The organism is Streptomyces sp. NPDC107538 (assembly GCF_055657445.1).
Genome location: NZ_JBVKAY010000011.1, coordinates 159,680 through 179,676 on the forward strand (window position 1 = coordinate 159,680; position 19,997 = coordinate 179,676).

At 73.4% G+C, this 19,997-nt stretch carries 6 protein-coding genes and 1 pseudogene; 3 read left to right on the top strand and 4 right to left on the bottom strand.

The genetic code is table 11. The annotated features are described in order from the left end of the window. Positions 1-58 precede the first annotated feature (58 nt). From ACZ7MG_RS32110 to ACZ7MG_RS32120, 3 genes and pseudogenes are all read right to left on the bottom strand, one after another. Positions 59-6,685, bottom strand: a pseudogene (locus tag ACZ7MG_RS32110) (type I polyketide synthase); the annotation flags it as partial. A gap of 114 nt (positions 6,686-6,799) precedes the next feature. Then, positions 6,800-12,481, bottom strand: a complete 5,682-nt coding sequence (locus tag ACZ7MG_RS32115) for a type I polyketide synthase (protein WP_471381509.1) — start codon at positions 12,479-12,481, stop codon at positions 6,800-6,802. Between the two features lie 150 nt (positions 12,482-12,631). Beyond that, positions 12,632-15,295, bottom strand: coding sequence for an acyltransferase domain-containing protein (locus ACZ7MG_RS32120; protein ID WP_471381511.1), 2,664 nt, complete (start codon positions 15,293-15,295; stop codon positions 12,632-12,634). Positions 15,296-15,594: 299 nt separating this feature from the next. Here ACZ7MG_RS32120 and ACZ7MG_RS32125 point away from each other — a divergent pair, with 299 nt between their 5' ends. From ACZ7MG_RS32125 to ACZ7MG_RS32135, 3 genes are all read left to right on the top strand, one after another. Next, positions 15,595-16,605: an endonuclease/exonuclease/phosphatase family protein gene (locus tag ACZ7MG_RS32125; RefSeq protein WP_471381512.1), complete on the top strand. Its 1,011-nt coding sequence runs from the start codon at positions 15,595-15,597 to the stop codon at positions 16,603-16,605. 157 nt (positions 16,606-16,762) lie between these two features. Continuing rightward, entirely contained in the window at positions 16,763-17,155 is a 393-nt protein-coding gene (locus ACZ7MG_RS32130; protein ID WP_471381513.1) for a hypothetical protein, read from the top strand. Further along, positions 17,152-19,032 carry a caspase family protein gene (locus ACZ7MG_RS32135; RefSeq protein WP_471381515.1) on the top strand — a complete coding sequence of 627 codons (1,881 nt, stop codon included), beginning with the start codon at positions 17,152-17,154 and terminating at the stop codon, positions 19,030-19,032. The genes ACZ7MG_RS32130 and ACZ7MG_RS32135 overlap by 4 nt, the downstream gene beginning before the upstream one ends. Positions 19,033-19,076: 44 nt before the next feature. Here ACZ7MG_RS32135 and ACZ7MG_RS32140 read toward each other — a convergent pair whose 3' ends face one another. Then, the gene (locus tag ACZ7MG_RS32140; RefSeq protein ID WP_471381517.1) at positions 19,077-19,910 is read right to left on the bottom strand and encodes a PIG-L family deacetylase; all 834 of its coding nucleotides are present in this window, start codon (positions 19,908-19,910) and stop codon (positions 19,077-19,079) included. Positions 19,911-19,997 lie beyond the last annotated feature (87 nt).

The following is a 19,997-nucleotide window of genomic DNA, read 5'->3' on the forward strand; positions in this document are numbered from 1 at the left end:
CTCATGGTCGTTCCCGCCCTGCCCGGACGAGGCCGGTCCCGCCCCGGCCCGTGCGCGGTCACTGCTCGCCGGCGCCGAGCGCCAGTTCGATGAGATCGTCCGCGTCCAGGCCGTCGATGTCGTCCGGAGCGCGTGATGGGCCCCCGGACGCCTCCTCGGCCGTCCCGGCCAGCTCCCACAGGGCCGCCAGCAGCCCGGACTCCCGCAACCGGGCGAGCGGGATCGTGGCGAGCAGCCGGCGTATGTCGTCGTCGGTGGCGCCCGGGATGCCATCGGCGTCCAGGTCGTCCGTGGCGTGGGCTCGCTCCAGCGGCCCCGGGTCGAGGCCCAGTTCGCGCAGCAGGTGTTCGGCGAGAGCCGTCGCCGTCGGATGGTCGAAGACCAGCGTCGCCGGGAGCCGCAGTCCGGTGGCCGTGGCCAGGCGGTTGCGCAGTTCCACCGCCGTGAGGGAGTCGAAGCCCAGCTCCTTGAACGCCTGGTCGAGGCCGATCACCGTGCTCGTCGCGTGTCCCAGGACCAGCGCCGCCTGATCGCGTACGAGGTCCAGCAGCCTCCGGCCGCGCTCCGTGCCCGGCAGTGCGGCCAGCCGGTCCCGCAGACCCGTCTCACCCGGCGCACCCGGCACCGCACCGGCCGGGCCGCCCGTGGCCGCCACCGCCCTGCGCGCCGGGGCGCCGACCAACGTCCGCAGCAGGGGGTGGACGTCGCCCGACGCGCGGACCGCGCCGATGTCCAGCCGCATCGCCACCACCGGCGCCCGAGGGGAACCGAGCGCCGCGTCGAACAGGTCGAGCCCCTCGGCGTCGGACAGCGCGCCCACGCCGACCCGGCGCAGCCGCGCCAGATCGGTGGCGTCCAGATGGCCGGTCATGCCGCTCGCCCGCCCCCACAGGCCCCACGCCACCGAGACTCCGGGCAGCCCCTGGGCGCGCCGCCGCTCCGCGAGGGCGTCGAGGAAGACGTTGGCCGCCGCGTAGTTGGCCTGGCCCCGGGTGCCGAGCGTGCCCGACGCCGAGGAGAACAGGACGAACGCGGCGAGATCCATGTCCCGGGTCAGCTCGTGCAGATGCCAGGCCGCGTCCACCTTGGGCCGCAGCACCGCGTCGACCCGCTCGGGCGTCAGCCTGCCCACCCGCGCGTCGTCGAGGACACCGGCCGCGTGCACCACCCCGGTCAGCGGATGCTCGGGGGGCACCTCGGCCAGCACGGCCGCGAGCGCCTCGCGATCGGCACTGTCACAGGCGACGACGGTCACCTCCGCGCCCGCCGCGACCAGTTCGGCCCGCAGGGCGTCGGCGCCCTCGGCCGCGAGACCACGACGGCCGAGCAGCAGCAGACGCCGTACGCCGTGCTCGGTGACCAGCCTGTGCGCCACCAGCCCGCCCAGCGCGCCCGTACCACCGGTGATCAGCACCGTCCCGTCCGGGTCGAACGCGGCCGGCGGCATGGTGAGCACCAGCTTGCCGATGTGCCGGGCCCGGCTCATGAAGCGGAACGCGTCCTCGGCGCGCCGGACGTCCCAGGACGCCGTCGGGAGCGGCCGCAGCACCCCGCTGTGGAACAGCGGCATCAGCGCGGCCAGCATCCGGCCGACGTGCTCGGTGTCGGCCGAGACCAGGTCGTACCAGAGGTACGAGACGCCCGGATGGTCGGCCGCGACCCGCTCGGCGTCACGGATGTCGGTCTTGCCCATCTCCAGCAACCGGCCGCCGTCGGGGGTGAGAAGCCGCAGTGAGGCGTCCACGAACTCGCCCGCGAGCGAGTTCAGGACGACGTCGACTCCGCGTCCGCCGGCCGCCGTCCGGATCCGCTCCTCGAAGTCCGGGGTCCGGGAGGACGCGATCCGGTCCTCGGGCACGCCGAGCCCGCGCAGCGTCTCCCACTTGGCGGGGCTCGCCGTCGCGAACACCTCGGCGCCCACCTGCCGGGCCAGTTGCAGCGCGGCCAGCCCCACACCGCCGGTGGCCGCGTGGATCAGCACCGACTCACCGGCCCGCAGGCCCGCCAGCTCGACCAGACCGAGATACGCCGTCAGGAACGCGACCGGCACCGACGCGCCCTCCGCGTACGTCCAGTGCTCCGGCAGCGGCACGAGCAGCCGGTGGTCGACGACCACGACCGGGCCGAAGGAGCCCCGGACCATGCCCATCACCCGGTCCCCGGGAGAGAGGTCCGTGACGTCCGGCGCCACCTCCAGGACCACGCCCGCGGCCTCGCCGCCCATGACGGTCTGGTCGACCACACCGAGGCCCAGCAGCACATCGCGGAAGTTGACACCGGACGCCCGCACCGAGACCCGCACCTGACCCGGGGCCAGCGGCGCCGACGCCTCCGGGTACGGCAGCAGCGCGAGGTTCTCCAACGTGCCCTTGCCCGCCGTGTCCAGCCGCCACGGCGAGCCGTCCACCGGCGGCCGGAGCGTCCGCCCGGCCGACGCCCGCACCAGCCGAGGCGCCGACAACCGCCCCTCGCGCAGGGCGAGTTGCGGCTCGCCGGAGGTGAGGGCCCGGCCCAGCACGGCACGCGAGGACTCCCGCCCGTCCACGTCCACCAGCACGAACCGGCCGGGGTACTCGGACTGCGCCGAGCGCAGCAGACCCCACAGGGGGGCGTGCACCAGATCCCGGGCGCTCTCGCCGTCACCGGCCGCGACCGCGCGCCGGGTGACCACGGCCAGCGTTCCGTCCGCGAACCGCTCGTCCGCCAGCCACCGCTGCACGATGCCGAGCACACGGTGCACCTCGGCACGCGCGGCCCCCGGCGTGTCCGACTCGGGCCGATCTTCCCCCGCGCAGGACAGGACGAGCGTCGCCGCCGGGGCGAGCGTCGCCAGGGAGTCCAGGTCGGCGCATGTCTCGAAGCCCAGATCCAGGCCCAGGCCGTCCGCGCCGAGGACGACCGTCCGGCCGGCCTCCGGCAGGTCCCGCGCGGTGTCCGGGAGAGGGACGTCGGCCCAGTCCACCGTCAGCAGCCGGTCCCGCTCCGGACCGCGGGCGGCAACGAGCTGTTCCTCGGCCACCGACCGGGTCGCCAACGACTCCACCTCGGCGACCGGGGCTCCGTCCTGGTCCGCGACGGCCAGCGCGAACCCGTCCTCGCCCCGGGCCGTGAGGCGGACGCGCAGGGTCGTGGCACCGGTCGCGTACAGCGTGACGCCTGTCCACGAGAACGGCAGCCGGACCGTGTCGACGCCCTCGGCGAGACTGGCGTGCAACGCCGCGTCCAGCAGCGCCGGGTGGATCCCGTAGCCCCCGGCGGCCTTGTGCTGCTCCTGCGGCAGCACGGCCTCGGCGAACAACTCGTCGTCACGCCGCCACAGGGCGCGCAGCCCCTGGAAAACCGGCCCGTATCCGAGCCCGCTCTCCGCGAGGCGCGGATACAGCCCGGCCAGCTCCACCGGCCGCGCCCCGGCCGGAGGCCACTGCGCCAGATCCCAGTCGGGCAGGCCGGTGCCGGGACCGGTGCGGGGACCGGTGCCGGGGGCGACGAAACCGGTCGCGTGACACGTCCAGGGCACATCACCTGCCGCCGCCGCCACCGCCGTCTCCTCCTCCGGCCGCCGTAGGGGGACGGCATCTGGGTGGACGGCTCCCGAGCCGATGGCTTGTGAGTGGACGGCTCCCGAGCCGATGGCCTGTGAGTGGACGGCTTGTGAGTGGACGGCCACCGACCGTCGGCCGCCGTCGTCGGCCGCTCCCACTGAGACCTGAAGCCGCAGGGCTTCACCGTCCTCGGGCAGGATCAGCGGTGCCTGGAGCGTCAGTTCCTCCAGCACCGCGCATCCGACCTGGTCGGCGGCGCGTACGGCGAGGTCCAGCAGCGCCGTTCCCGGCATCAGCGCCGTGCCCCACACGGTGTGGTCGGCGAGCCACGGCTGTGCCTTCGCCGACAGCCTGCCGGTCAGCACCACCTCGTCGTCGGCGCGTGTGAGCGTGGCGCCGAGCAGAGGGTGGCCGGCGGGGTCGAGCCCGGCGGCACGGACGTCGGCGGTGGCGGTGGCGCTCGGCGGGGCGTCCAGCCAGTACCGCTTGCGCTGGAAGGGGTAGGTCGGCAGATCGGGGTCGCGGTCACCGGTGCCCAGGACTCCGGCCCAGTCGACGGGCAGACCGTGGGTGTGGGCGTGGGCGGCGGAGGTGAGGAAGCGCGCCCAGCCGCCCTCGTCGCGGCGCAAGGAGCCGACGGTGAAGGCGGCGGCGTCGGCGTCCTCCAGTACCTCGTCGATCGCGTGGGTGAGGACGGGGTGCGGGCCGCACTCGACGAACGCGGTGTGGCCCGCGGCGACCGCCGTCCGGAGCGCGTCGGTGAGCCGCACGGTCCGCCGGAGATTGGTGTACCAGTACCCGGCGTCGAGCCCGGCCGTGTCGACGGGTTCACCGGTGACCGTCGAATAGAAGGGGACCGTGCCGGTACGGGGGGTGACGCCCGTCAGGAGCCGGGTGAGGTCGTCCTCGATGGCCTCCACGTGCGGGGTGTGGGAGGCGTAGTCGACGTCGATCCGACGGGCGCGGATCCCCTTCTCCTCGCAGTGGGCCAGGAGTGCGTCGAGCGCCGAGGCGTCACCGGCGACGACGGTGGCACGGGGGCTGTTGCGGGCGGCCACGCTGATCCGCTCCCGCCAACGGGCGATCAGACCGGTGGCCTCGTCGTGGGGGAGCGGCAGCGAGACCATGCCCCCCTGTCCGGCGAGCTTGAGGATGGCCCGGCTGCGCAGCGCGGCGACCTTGGCACCGTCCTGAAGGGTGAGCGCTCCGGCGACGACGGCGGCGGCGATCTCGCCCTGGGAGTGGCCGATGACGGCGGCGGGTTCGATGCCGAGGGAGCGCCACAGCGCGGCGAGCGAGACCATCACCGAGAACAACGCGGGCTGTACGACGTCGACCCTGCTCAACGGCTCACCGCTGCCCAGGACTTCGGTGAGCGACCAGTCGACGTGCGGGGCGAGTGCGGCCTCGCAGTCGGCGATGGAGCGGGCGAACACCTCGGAGGTCGAGAGGAGTTCGGTGGCCATGCCGATCCACTGCGAGCCCTGGCCGGGGAAGACGAACACCGGGCGCTCGTACCTGCCCTGTCCGATGACGACACCGGGCGCCTCGGACCCGGCCGCCAGCGCCCGCAGACCGGTGAGGAGTTCGTCCCGGTCCCGGCCGAGGACCACGGCCCGGTGGCCGAACGCGGTACGCCCGGACAGCAGGGCGCGGGCGGTGTCACGTATGTCCCCCTCGCCATCGGCGACATGGGTGGCCAGGCGCGCGGCCTGAGCGTGCAGCGCGGCGGTGTCACGGGCGGAGAACACCAGAGGCACCAGCGGTGTGAGCGGCTCGGCGGGCTCGTCCGTCGCCTGTGGGGCTTCGGCGGGCGCCTGTTCCAGCACCACATGCGCGTTGGTGCCGCTGACGCCGAAGGAGGAGACGGCGGCGCGGCGGGGCCGGTCCGTCGCCGGCCAGTCCCGTTGCTCGGTGAGCAGTTCCACCTTGCCCGCCGACCAGTCCACGTGCGGGGTCGGCGCGTCGACGTGGAGGGTCGCGGGCAGCACGCCATGCCGCATGGCCATGACCATCTTGATGACACCGCCCACTCCGGCGGCGGCCTGCGTATGCCCGACGTTCGACTTGAACGAGCCCAGCCACAGCGGCTGTTCACGGTCCCGGCCGTACGTCGCGAGCAGCGCCTGCGCCTCGATCGGGTCGCCCAGCTTCGTCCCCGTCCCGTGCGCCTCCACCACGTCCACCAGGTCGGGGGAGAGGCGGGCCTCGGCCAGCGCGGCGCGGATGACCCGCTGCTGCGAGGGGCCGTTCGGCGCGGACAGGCTGCTCGTCGCGCCGTCCTGGTTGACGGCGGAGCCGCGGACGACGGCGAGGACCCGGTGCCCGTTCCGTCGCGCGTCCGACAGCCGCTCCACGAGCAGCATGCTGGCGCCCTCGCTCCACGTCGTGCCGTCGGCGGAGGCGGCGAAGGACTTGATGCGCCCGTCGGGTGCCAGCCCGCCCAGCCGGTCGAAGCCCGTGAAGGTGCCCGGCGTGGCCATCACGGTCACCCCGCCCGCCAGCGCCATGGTGCACTCCCCGCGCCGTACCGCCTGCACGGCCAGATGCAGGGCGACCAGCGACGACGAGCACGCGGTGTCGACGGTGGCGGCCGGGCCCTCCAGCCCCAGCGTGTAGGAGATCCGGCCGGAGGCGACGCTGCCCCAGGTGCCGCTGCCCAGGAAACCCGCGGCGTCCTCGTCCCCCTCGTCCAGGCGGGTGGCGTAGTCGTGGTACATCAGCCCCGTGTAGACGCCGACGCGGGTGCCGCGCAGCGTCGTCGGGTCGATACCGGCGCGCTCCAACGCCTCCCACGACACCTCCAGCAGCAGCCGTTGCTGCGGGTCCATGGACACGGCCTCGCGCGGATTGACGCCGAAGAACGCCGGGTCGAAGTCGCCCACCGCGTCCAGGAACCCGCCCTTCCAGGCGGGGGAGGCGTCGGACCGTGCGTCGCCGGCGCCGTGGAACTCCTCGGTGGACCAGCCCCGATCGGCCGGCACCGCGCCGATGGCGTCCTGGCCCTCCGCGACCAGCCGCCACAGCGACTCGGGTGAGTCGACGCCGCCGGGGAACCGGCACGCCATCCCCACGATCGCGACGGGCTCGTGTCCCGCCCCCTCCAGCTCGGCCACCCGACGCCGTGCCTCGCCCAGTTCGGCGGTGGCCCAGCGCAGATGCTCACGGAACTTGTCCACCTGTGACTGCGACGCCCCCTGCGGCGAGGGCGATTGCTGCGACGGTGACGTCGATGACTGCGACACGTGAGCCCGCTCCTAAAGACGCTGGTGGTTCGACGGCACTCCGCTGTCGGCGGAGCGCATCTGCTGGAGAACCTCGAAGAGTTCGTCGTCGGACGCCGAGGCGAGGTCCGTCGGCGCGAGGTCCGTCGAGGCGAGGTCCGCCGATGGTGCTCCCCAGTGGCCCGTGCCGACGCGGTCGTCCGCTCCCGGGCCACCGGGCCAGCGGGACACCAGGCCCCGCAACCGATGGGCGACCACCCCCCTGGCCTCGGCGTCGGCGTGCTCGGCGAACGAGGCGAGGAACGCCTCCAGCCGGTCCACCTCGGCCAGCGCCGACCCGGCGGAGGCGGAGGCCGCGTCGTCCGCGTCGTCCGTCGTGTCGGTCAGCTCGGCGTACAGGTGGTCGGCGAGCGCGGCGGCGGTCGGGTGGTCGAAGATCAGGGTGCTCGGCAGATCGACGCCGGTGGCCTCGTGCAGCTTCTCCTGGAGGTCCAGGCTCGCCAGCGAGTCGACGCCCAGATCGACGAAGCCCCGGTCCGGCTCGATGTCCTCGGCCGTCCCCTCGCCCAGCGCCCGCGCCGCGTGTGCACGGACCAGATCGAGCAGCGCCCGCCTGCGCTCCGCCTCGGACATCGCCCGCACCCGCTCCGCGAAGGAGGAGGCCGCCGGGACCCGGCCGTTCATATCGGTGGCGGCATTGGTGCCGGGGGTGGTGGCGGGTGTGTCCGGCTGCGGCACGGTCCCGGAAGCCGCGTCGGAGCCGTCCACCAGCGAGCGCAGCAGCGGCAGGAGCCGGCCGGAGGCGTGCCGCTGTTCCACCTGGGCCATGTCGAGCCGCAGCGCGACGAGCACCGGCTCCTCGACCGCCCCCGCCGTCAGCCGGGCGGTGTCGAAGAGAGCGAGCGCGTCCCGCGTGGCCAGGGCACGCACACCGTCCCGCCCGATACGAGCCCAGTCCGCCTCCGTCAACTCCCCGGTCAGCGCGCTGCGTTCGGCCCACGGGCCCCAGGCCAGCGACAGGCCGGGCAGCCCCTGGGCGCGCCGGTGGCGGGCGAGGGCGTCGAGGAACACATTGGCCGCCGCGTAGTTCGCCTGCCCGGCGGCGCCGAACGTGCCGGACACCGACGAGAACGTCACGAACTCGGCGAGGTCCAGCCCCCGCGTCAGCTCGTGCAACTGCCAGGCGGCGTCCACCTTCGGCCGCAGCACGGTGCCGAGCCGGTCGTCGGTGAGCGAGGCGAGGACCCCGTCGTCGGTCACACCGGCGACATGTACGACGGCGGTCAGCGGATGCTCCTTCGGTACGCCGTCCAGCACCGCCGCCAGGGCGCCCGCGTCCGCCGCGTCCCAGGCCACCACCGTCACCTCGGCCCCCGCCGCGGTCAGCTCCGCCGCCAACTCGGCCGCCCCCGGCGCCGCTTCACCCCGCCGCCCGGTCAGCACCAGACGCCGGGCCCCCCGGCCCACCAGATGCCGGGCCACCAGCCCGCCCAGGGTGCCGGTCCCTCCGGTGATCAGCACGGTGCCGTCGGGGTCCGGCGTACGGGCCGGCGTCTGTGCGTACGGTGCCGACGCTGCCTCCGCCAGGCGCGGCACCCACAGCCTCCCGTGCCGTACGGCGATCTCCGGCTCCTCCCGGAGGGCGCCCAGCGCCTGCGCGAAGACCTCCGGCTCCGGCGTCTCGCCGTCGGCGAGGGACAGCAGCCCGAACCGGCGCGGGTGCTCGGTGCGTGCGCTGCGGACCAGACCGCGTACGGCGTCGTCGACGAGCCCGGCCTCACCGTCCCGCTCCCGCACCACCGCCACCAGCCGACTCGTGGCCGGTACCGGCAGGGTGAGCCAGGACTGCAGCGCGGCCAGGACACCGGAGGTCGCCGTGTGCACGGCCCCCGGGACATCCGCGAGGTCACCGTCCCCGGTGAGCGGCATCAGGACCACATCCGGCGCGGGCGCCCCGGCCGCGAGCGCCGCACCCAGGTCGACGAGCCCGGCGTACGGGGCATCTACGGCCACCGGCAGTGCGTGTGGCAGCGCGTCCGGCCCCCCGAGCGCGACGACCACCCCGGCGCCGCCCGGCAGGCCCGCCCCGGCGTACGGCACCCACCGGGTGCGCAGCAGCGTGCCGGCACCAGCACCGGCACTCGTATGCGAACCCGCATCCGTGCCCGCGCCCGCGCCCGCGCCAACGCCCGCGTTGACGGCCACACCGGCGGCGCCGTCCCGTCCCCCACCCAGTGCCCTGAGGTGCAGCGCCGCCACCGCCACCACCGGCGCGCCGACCGTGTCGACGACCTCCACGGACACCGAAGTACCGCTGTCGGCACCGGTGTTGGCGGTGGCGGCCGCGCCGTCCACGCCATGAGCCGCCCCGCCCGCCGGCGCGAGCCGTACCCGCAGCACACCCGGACCGGCGACGCCCGGCGCCGTCACCCCCTGCCAGGCGTAGGGCACCAACCGCTGCTCCACCGCCCCGGGAACCGCCGCGTACCAGGCCTGGAGCGCGGCGTCGAGCAGCGCCGGGTGCACTCCGTAGCGCCCGGCGTCCTGCCGTGTCCCCTCCGGCAGGGCGACCTCGGCGAACACCTCGTCGCCGCGCCGCCACACCGCCCGCAGTCCCCGGAACGCGGGCCCGTACACGATGCCGTGGGCCGCCGCCCGCCCGTGGAAGCCGTCGATGTCGACGCGTGTGGCGTCCACGCCGTCGGCGTGCGCGGGCGGCCAGGTGACCAGGTCGGGCCGGGGTGCCGCCGTGTCCGCGTCGGTCGTGTCGAGGGTTCCCGTGGCGTGGCGCGTCCACGGCCCGTCAGGGCCGGGCCGGGAGGACAGGGTGAGGCGTCGGCGTCCCGTGGCGTCGGCGTCGGTCAGCCGGAGCCGGATCGCCCGGCTCGCGCGCGGTTCGGCGGACAGTTCGAGCGGGCTGTGCAGGGTCAGCTCCGTCACCCGGTCGCAGCCGGTGAACTCGCCTGCCCACCGGGCCAGTTCGAGCATCGCCGTGCCCGGCAGCAGCACCATGCCCGCCACGGCGTGGTCGGCCAGCCACGGCTGAGTGGCCGTCGACAGACTGCCGGTGAACAACAGACCGCCGTCCCCGTCCTCCGGGAGTTCCACGGTCGCCCCGAGCAGCGGATGGTCCGCGGGCGCGAGACCGGCCGCGGCGGCGTCGAGGGTACGGGGGCTGTCGTCCAACCAGTGTCGGCGCCGCTGGAAGGCGTACGTCGGCAGATCGGCCGGCGGGCGGCCCGCCAGCAGCAGATCGGGGAAGGCCGCGCTCCAGGCCACGGCCGTGTCACCCACATGCAGCCGGGCCAGCGTGGGCAGCAGGTCGTCCGCCCCGCTCGCCCCACCCACCGGAGAAACCACGACCCGAGCCGCGCGCTCCTCCCGAGCCGCGCGCCCAACCCGGGCCGTGTGGCCCTCCCGGGCCGTGTGGCCCTCCCGGGCCGGGTGCCCCTCCCCGGCTGCGTGGCCCTCCAAAGCCATCTGACCCTCCAGCGCAGCCGTGATCCGAGGCGCGACCGCCGACGCCGCGCCGACCTCCACGAACAGCGCGGCCCCCCGCGCCCGCAACGTACGGACGGCTTCGTCGAGCGGGGTCGAGGACGTCCCCAGCAGCGGGATCCGGCCCTCCTCGGGCTCCACCCCGATGCCGTGCGCGACCGCCTGCGCGCCCTCCTTGAGCGACAGCGCGCCGGACACACAGGCCGCCGCGATCTCACCCACCCCCTCACCGACCACTGCCGAGGGCCGTACGCCGTGCTCCTCCCACACCCCGGCGAGCGCCACCAGCACCGCCCACCGCACGGTCGGTTCGGAGCCCGGGAAGGCACCGCCGCGCAGCGCGTGGTCGCCGACCTTGGCCAGCGCCCGCTGGCAGTGGGCCAGCCGCCGGGAGAACGCCGGCGAGGTCAGCACGAGCCGGGCCGCCCAGTCGATGTCCCGCGCCAGGCCGTGGTCGGAGAGCACCAGCACGGCACGGCTGTCGGCGGTGACCCGGCCGTGGAACAGGCCGGGCGCCGGGCGGCCATCCGCCAGGGCCGTCAGCCCCGCGAGCAGTTCCGTCCGGTCGGAACCGAGGACCACCGCCCGGTGCTCGAACACCGACCGGCCGCGGGCCAGCGCAGCCCCCACTTCCGCCCGCGTCAGCTCCGGACGCTCCGTCACATGGGCCGCCAGCCGCCCGGCCTGCGCCCGCAGCGCGTCGCCGCTCCGCCCGGACAGCACCCACGGCACCCCGGTGGGCCACGTCCGCGTCTGGTCCGCCTCCGCGGGCGGCCCGGATTCGGCGCCCGGCTCGGGCTGTTCCGGCTGCTCCAGGATGAGATGCGCGTTGGTGCCGCTGACGCCGAACGACGAGACGCCCGCCCGGCGCGGCCGTTCCGCGTCCGGCCAGTCCCGGGCCTCGGTCAACAGCTCGACCGCGCCCGCCGACCAGTCCACGTGCGGGCTCGGCGCGTCCACATGCAGGGTGCGCGGCAGCACCCCGTGCTCCATCGCCTTCACCATCTTGATCACACCGGCCACCCCGGCGGCGGCCTGGGGGTGCCCGATGTTGGACTTGAGCGAGCCGAGCCACAGCGGCCGTTCGGCGGGGCGGTCCTGGCCGTAGGCGGCGATCAGCGCCTGCGCCTCGATGGGGTCACCGAGCCTCGTACCGGTGCCGTGCGCCTCCACCGCGTCCACGTCGGCGGGCGCCAACCCCGCCCGCTCCAGGGCCTGTTGGATCACCCGGCGCTGCGCGGGCCCGCTCGGTGCGGTCAACCCGCTGCTCGCACCGTCCTGGTTGACCGCGGACCCCCGGATGACGGCGAGGATCCGCCGACCGCTCCGGCGCGCGTCCGACAGCCGCTCCAGCAGCAGCATCCCGACGCCCTCGCCGAGCGACGTGCCGTCCGCGGCGGCGGCGAACGGCTTGCATCGCGCGTCCGCCGCCAGCCCGCGCTGCCGGCTGAACTGCAGCAGCCACAGCGGCGACCCGATCACCGTCACCCCGCCCGCCAGCGCCAGATCGCACTCGCCCGCCCGCATCGCCTGCGCGGCCTGGTGCAGGGCCACCAGCGACGAGGAACAGGCCGTGTCGACGCTGATCGCCGGTCCTTCGAGACCGAGCGTGTACGCGATCCGGCCGGACGCCACACTGCCGGTGCTGCCGTTGCCGAGGTAACCCTCGAACTCGTTGGGGGAGTTGCGCAGTCGGCCCGCGTAGTCCTGGGAGATGACCCCCGCGAAGACACCGGTACGGCTGCCCCGCAGCGACACCGGGTCGATCCCCGCCCGCTCGACGGCCTCCCAGGAGGTTTCCAACAGCAGCCGCTGCTGCGGGTCGGTCGCCAGCGCCTCCCGGGTGCCCATCCCGAAGAACGCCGGATCGAAGGCCCCCGGGTCGTCGAGGAAGCCCCCCTCCCGGACGTAGACCGTGCCCTGCCGCCCCGGATCAGGGTCGTACAGGCCCGCGTCCCAGCCCCGGTCGGTGGGCAGCGGCGCGATCACGTCCCGGCCCTCCGCCACCACACGCCACAGATCCTCGGGGGACTCGACCCCGCCCGGGAAGCGACAGGCCATCCCGACGATCGCGATCGGCTCGCGGGCCGACTCCTCGACGTCCCGAAGCCGCTGCCGGGTGTGGCGCAGGTCGAGGGTGAGCCGCTTCAACGTGTCGATGACCTTGCCGTCGCCGGTCGCGGCACCGGCCGTCCCGTTCTTCGCACCGCTCGTCATGGGGCGTGGCCTTTCGTGTGCGTGGGGGGGGATTCCGCTCGTTCCGCTACGTCACATCCGTCATGTGCGCCGCGTAAGTCGTGTACGTCGTGAAGTTCGTGTACGTCGTGAAGTTCGTGTACTTCATGCACTTCATGCACTTCGTGTACGTCATGACCCGCGCAGTTCGTTGTCGGCGAGGTCGAGCAACTCCTCCAGGGACACGTCCCCGAACTCGTCCCCGAACTCGTCCTCCTCGCCCGGCGCCAGCCGCTCCAGCAGCTCCCGCAGCCGTGCCGCCACACGCTCCCGCCCGGGAACGCTCCCCGAGCCGTCGTCACCGTCGTGCAGCAGACCGGAGGCGAGCAATTCGCCCTCCAGGGCGTCGAGTCGGTCGAGCACCGCCGATTCCGCGCGGCGCCCGGACCCCCGTTCTCCCCGGGCGGCCAGCAGCTCTCCGACGAGCCGCGCGACGGACGCGGGGGTCGGATGATCGAAGATCAGCGTCGTGGGCAGCCGCAGCCGGGTCGCTTCGACCAGCCGGTTGCGCAGCTCGACGGCCTGCAACGAGTCGAAGCCCGACTGCAGGAAGCCGCCCTCCAGGTCGACCGCGTCCGGGTCGCCGTGCCGCAGCACCGCGGCCACGTGGTGTCGTACGAACTCCTCGACCGCGTACGCCCGTTCGCTCGCCGTGAGTCCGGTGAGGGACAACCCGCCGGGGCCGGGGGCGGTGGGATGCGCGCCCTGGGCCGGTGCGCCCTCGGCCGCTCCCGCCGCCGAGTCCTCTCCTCCCCGGCCCGTTCCCTCGACGCCGAACGGGTACGTCGGCAGGGCGACACGCCGACCGCCACGGCCCCGGAAGAAGGCGGCCCAGTCCACGTCGATCCCGCGCACATGCAGCCGTGCCATTGCCGTCAGCCACTCCGTGACCCCGTCCTGCCCCCGGCGCAGGGTGCCGACGGCCCCGGACGCGGCTGCCCCGGTACCCGCACCGACGTCCTCCAACGTCTCCTGCACCCCACCGAGCAGCACGGGATGCGGGCTGACCTCGAGAAACGTGTCGTGCCCGGCCGCCCACAGGCCACGTACGGCCGTCTCGAACCGGACCTCGGAGGCGAGATTGCGGAGCCAGTACGCGCTGTCCAGACCCGTCGTCTCGAACTCGCCGCCGGTGACGGAGGAGTGGAAGGGCACGGTGGCGGGCGTCGGCGCGATCGCGGCCGTCCCCGAGAGGAACGCGGCGGAGTCGACGGTCACGCCCGGCGTGTGCGCGGCGAGACCGAGGTTCAGCCCCTTGGCCGGTACGCCCTTGGCCGTGAGCGTCTCGACGACCTTGTGCACGGCGGCGCGCTCCCCGCCGAACAGCACGGAGCGCGGACCGTTGCCCCCGGCGAAGTGGACCCGGCCGCGCAGCCGTTCGGCGTCGAGCAGCGGACGGAGTTCGTCGGGCGACAGGGCGGCCGCGGCCAGTTCGCCCTCCCCGGCGGCCTCCGCCTGCATCCGACTCCACAGGACGACCACCCGCGCGGCTTCGTCCAGCGTGAGCGCACCCGCGACATGGGCGGCGGCGATCTCCCCGAGGCTGGCGCCGACGACGGCCGCGGGTTCCACCCCGCAGGACCTCCACAGCGCGGACAACGACACACTCACCGCGAACAGGACCGGCAGGACGACATCCACGTCCTCCAACGTCGGCGCGCCCGGCGCACCGCGCAGGACCTCGTCGAGCGACCACGCGACGAGAGGATCGACAGCCCGCGCGCACTCTGCCATCCGGGACCGGAACACCTCGGAGGCGTCCAGCAGATCGAGCGCCATGCCCCGCCACTGGGAGCCCAGCCCGGGGAACACGTACACCGCGCGGCCACTGCCCTCGGCCCGCGCGCCGGGTTCCGTACGGAACAGCAGTGGGACGGACCCGCCCTCGGTGACGGCCCGCAACCCGCGTACCACGTCCGCCCGTTCGGCGGCGAGGAGCACGACCCGCCGCCCGAGTCCGGTCGTCCGGGTCGTCGCGAGCGACCGTCCCAGATCGGCCGGCGACAGCTCGGGATCGGCTTCGAACCGGGCGAGCAGATCCCGGGCCAGCGCCGCCACGGCGGCATCGCTCAGCCCGGACACCACGATCGGCACAAGTGACGTGCGCGCGGGCGTCTGTTCACCGCCGGTCGCGCGCGGACCGCCGGACCCGAACGCCTCCACCGGCGCGAGCACACACTCACCGGCCCGTACGGCGGTGGACTCCCTCCGCAGAACCACGACCGTCGCCGTACCTGTACCTGTACCTGTACCCGAACCCGTGCCCGAACCCGCCACGGCCACCTCGCACGCACCCTGGCGCAGTTGCTCGGCGGCCGTTTCGATCGCCGCCCCCACCGGCAGTTCCGCCCCGAGGGTCACCCGGGGCCCGCGCCCCCAGCCGAGATCGCCCCCCACAAGCCCCGCCAGTCCCTCCGACCCCCCGCCGGCGTCTTGCTCCTCGGTCTCCGCCGCCACGAGAAACACACCCACATCGGCGTCGCGCAGCGCACCGGGCACGATCCCGGCGTCCTCCAGCGCGGCCCACACCAACTGCAACGCCCCGAGCCGCTCCCGGGAGGCCCCACGCACGGAGTCCCCGAAGAACGCCGCGACCCCGTCGGCCGCCCACGGCACCCGCCTCCCGACCGGCCCGCCCCCGCCCGCCCGGCACACGACCTCAGGCGCCCCCTCGACAGCCGCCAGCCCGACGATCACGATCGACGCGTCCCGGGCGCCGACACCAGAGCCGACACGGGTGTTGACGTCGCGTTCGCTGTCGTCGTCGGGATGGGGCCGAGGCAGTCTGCTGATCACGCCGTAGTCCGCCTTCTCGTCACGGTGCCGTCGCGCGTGGATCGGCGGTTCCCGTCCGCGCCGCCGTCACCGGCTCCCGAACGCCCCGCCACCTCTCGCTTGATCGACGACACCTTTACGGCGCCCGCTTGACCAGACCTAGAGACCGGCTCGAAACCACCGCACCCGCCACCGCACCCGCCACCGCGCCGCCCCCAACCTCCCCCAACCTCCCCATGCCCACCCCCACAGGGCGAACGGGTGAATCGCCCTATTTCATGGGATATTGGTGTGTATTACAGCGAGCCCTGGAGGTACTCGTGACATCGATTCGGATAGCCACGTTCAACCTGGAGAACTTCGACGAGCGCGCCGCGGACGCCGACCCGGACAGGTTCCCGTCGCTGGCCGAACGCATCGCGTTGATGAAACCGCAGATCACGCGGTTGCGGGCGGACATCGCCTGCTTCCAGGAAGTGCACGGTCAGGAACGCCCCGGACAGCCGCGTGACCTGATCGCGCTGAAGGAACTCCTCGCCGGGACCAACCTCGACGGCGCGTCCCTGACCAGCACCAAGCCCGAGAGCGACGCGGTCTTCGACGTACGCAACCTGGTCATCGCCACCCAACTGCCGGTCCTCAAGCACCAACAGCTGAAGAACGACCTGGTCAACAAGCCGCGCTATCAGCGGCTCACCGCCATTCCCCCCGACACCGCCCCGGTCGCGATCGGTATCGAACGGCCCATCCTGCACGCGCAGATCGACATCGACCACGGTGCCCCCGGCCGTCTGCTGCACGTCATCAACGTGCATCTCAAGTCCAAGATCCCCAGCGACATCCCCGGACAGGTGCTCGATCCCGTGAAGGGCATCTGGAACAGCGCCGACAGCTGGGCCGAGGGCAGCTTCCTGTCGTCCATGAAGCGCATGAGCCAGGCCCTGGAAGTCAGGCGCCTCATCGACCAGATCCTCGACGACGATCCGGACGCCCGCGTCGTCGTCGCCGGCGACTTCAACGCCGAACCCGGAGAAGTCCCGGTCCTGGCCATCTGCGGCAACGTGGAGGACACCAACAACGGCGACCTCGCCACCCGGGTCCTGGTCCCCATCGAGCACACCATCCCCGCCGAGGCCCGCTACACCCTCTTCCACCACGGCCGCGGCCAGATGATCGACCACATGCTCGTCACCCGCAACCTCCTCGCCCACTACCGGGGTTCGGAGATCCACAACGAGATCCTGCACGACGACTCCATCGCCTTCGCCACCGACGTCAAGTACCCCGAGTCCGACCACGCCCCCGTCGTCGCCTCCTTCGCGTTCGACTGACCCCGGATGTCCCGACACGGTTGAACCGTGAAGTGCATGCCCCCGCAGTCGACTTGCCGCCCCGAACGGGGCGGCGGAAAATGTAGATGATGACGTGGAGCCCACCGACCGTCCGACTCCGCGCCGCCCCGAGAAGCGCGAGCAAAGGGGCTGACCGGTGGAGAACACCCTGCACATCCTCCTCACCGAAGAGGATTCGGAAGCCGAGCACGTCGCGGACCTGACCCGCTATCTCCGCGATGAACTGCTCGAACTGGACGTGGACGACGTCACGACGCTGACCGGCGGAGAGGCGCCCCCCGGAGCCCGGGCCGTCGACGTGACCCAGATCGGCGCCCTGCTGGTGACCCTCGGCAGCTCGGCGAACGCGCTCGGTCAGGTGGTGACCGTGATCCGGTCCTGGCTGGGCCGCAGGCACGACACCCGTTCGTCCCTGCGCCTGCAGATGGGCGACGACGTCCTGGAGGTGTCCGAGGCGACCGACGAACGGATCACCGAGGCGTTCGAGTTCTTCGTCCAGCGCCATTCCCCGGCTGGAGCCGAGTCATGACGGACTCCCGGCATGCGCTGATCATCGCCAACGACCGGTACACGGACCAGGGTCTCAAGAAACTCAGAGCACCCGCCCAGGACGCCGCTGCCCTCGAACGGGTGCTGCACGACCCGCAGATCGGCGACTTCGAGGTCGAGGTCGTCCACAACGCGCCGGCCGACCTCATGCGCAGACGTATCCAGCGCTTCTTCACCGAGCGCGGCCGTGCCGACACACTCCTGCTGCACTTCTCCTGCCACGGCCTCAAGAGCGAGTCCGGCGAACTGTACTTCGCCGCGAGCGACACCGAGCCCCCACTCCTGGCGGCCACCGCCGTCGCGTCCCAGTTCGTGCGCGGTTGCATGTCCGACACCCGCGCGGGCCGCACCGTCCTGTTCCTCGACTGCTGCTACGGCGGCGCCTTCTCCCGGGGCTCCTCCTCCGTGCGCGCTTCCGGAGACGTCCACGTCCTGGAGTCGTTCGCGAAGGACGAGCCGGTCAGCGGACGGGGCTGGGCCGTCATCACCGCCTCCGACTCCATGGAGTACGCCTTCGAGGGCAACGAGCTCTCCGAGAACTCCGCTCCACGGCCTTCGGTGTTCACGCACGCGGTGGTCGAGGGCCTGGAGACCGGTGACGCCGACCTCGACGCGGACGGGAAGGTCTCGCTCGACGACCTCTACGAGTACGTCTACAGACAGGTACGGGACCAGAACCCCCATCAAACCCCCAAGAAAGCGGCGGAGTTGCAGGGGGAACTGCACCTGGCCCACAGCCGCCGAGGCCGCATCAAGATCGCCGCACTGCCTTCGCCGCCCTCCCTGCAAGCCGCCCTGAACAGCGAGGACTTCCTGACCCGGCAGGGCGCCGTGATGGAGCTGTCCAGACGGCTGCGGAACGAGGAACTGCCCATGGCGGAAGGGGCGCGTCAGCGCCTGGAGGAGGTCGCCCGCAACGACATCCAGCAGATCGCCGACCTGGCGTCCCATGCCTTGCGCGAGATCCGGCTGTCCCCGTCCCCGGCCCATCTGGACTTCGGCCTGGTGCCGAGGGGCTCCCCGCCCCGGAAGCGGTCCGTGACCCTGCACGGTCCACCCCTGGCCCGTCACTGCGTGGCCCAGCCCAAGCACGGCTGGCTGCGGGTCGACCCGACGCGGCGCGGGCTGGAGGTCCACGTCGACACGGCCGCGGAAGGGCAGCTGTCCGGCGACATCGTGCTGAAGGGCGTGGCCGACGAGTCGGTGATCCACGTCGAGGCGGTGGTGGGCCCGGCCCAGGAACACGACACCGACCCGCAATCCCCACCCGGAAGCCCGGACGCCCCCACCGGGCCGACGCACCGCCCGAACAGCGAAAGGGACACCGTGATCGTCGGGGCCCAGCGCATCCCACCCCCTCCGCCTACGCCGCCCCGGACCACTGCAGATCGGACGCCCCCGCCCCGGACGCCCCCGCCCCGCACGACCCCACCCCGGACCACCGAACCCCGTACGCGCACGGATCCGTCGTCCCCCGGCCGCCGCGCCCCCGTCCTCGCCGGTGCCGCCGTCGCCCTCGCCGTCGCGGCGGTGGTCACGCTCGTCCTGGCCATCGAGAGGGGAGTGACGGCCGTCACCCAGCGAGGCAAGGCCGGGCAGAGCGGCCAGATCGAGAAGCACATCCACGACCTCGGAGTGCTCACCCCGCTCACCGTGAGCCTGATCACCGGCGTGTTGGCGCTCCTCACCGTCGCCCTCGCCCGGCGTGAGCTGGGAGCACGGCGCGAGCGCTACACGACGCGGGCGGCGAGCGGGACCAGCACCCTGACCTCGATCGCGAAAGGTCTCGCTCTCCCCGCGCTGTTCCTCGCCGTCGTCATCGACATCGTCTACCTGGTGGGCAGCGGTCATTGGTGAGGCGACCGTACGACGAGCCACGGGTACCGGGACGCCCGCCCGGGTCAGCGCAGTCCGGCGAAGAGATCGTTCTCGGGTACGGCCGCGCCGGTGGTGTCCCGGACGCGGACGAAGGTCTCCACGCCCATCAACTCGCCGAACCTCTCCTTGCCCATCCCGAGGAAGAAGATGTTCTCGCCCTGACTGGCGTGCGCGGCCAGCGCGTCGAACTTCTGACCGCTGAACGCGGTGGTGTCCACCCACGTGGTGATCTCGTCGTCGGGAAGGCCGATCTCGGCCATCGCGGCGGCCTCGGCGGGATCCGGCTCCGGCATCTCCGGCTGCAACTCGCGCATGATCTCGCCGAACCGCCGCATCATCGAGCGGGGCATCGTGGTCCAGTAGACCTTCGGTGTCAGCGTGGTCATCTCCAGCGCCGCCATCGTGATGCGATGGGCCTGGATGTGGTCGGGGTGGCCGTAGAAGCCGTTCTCGTCGTAGGTGACGACCACATCGGGCCGGTACTGCCGCATGAGTTCCGCGAGTCGGGCCGCGCCTTCCTCCACGGGTGTCTGCCAGAAAGATCCGGGGGCGTCGTTGCCGGCCCAGCCGATCATCCCGGAGTCGGCGTAGTCCAGCGTCTCCAGATCACTGATCTTCAGGACGTCACGGCTCGCCTCGAGTTCCTGGCGGCGGATCAGGGCGACCGCCGCCGGATCGTGCCCGGGTTCGCCCGGCTTGACACCGCCCGGTCCGTCACCGCAACCGCCGTCGGTACATGTCACGAGCACCGTGCGGATGCCTTCCGCCGCGTACCGTGCGAGGACCCCTCCGGTCCCGGTCGCCTCGTCGTCGGGGTGAGCGTGCACAGCCATGAGCGTCAGCGGCCGGTCAGCCATGAAAAAGTCCTCCTGCGGGAATACGCCTACGTCTTGCTCCGGGCGCGCGGCACCGGTGTCTCGGTCGATGCAACCACGCCGGCCGGA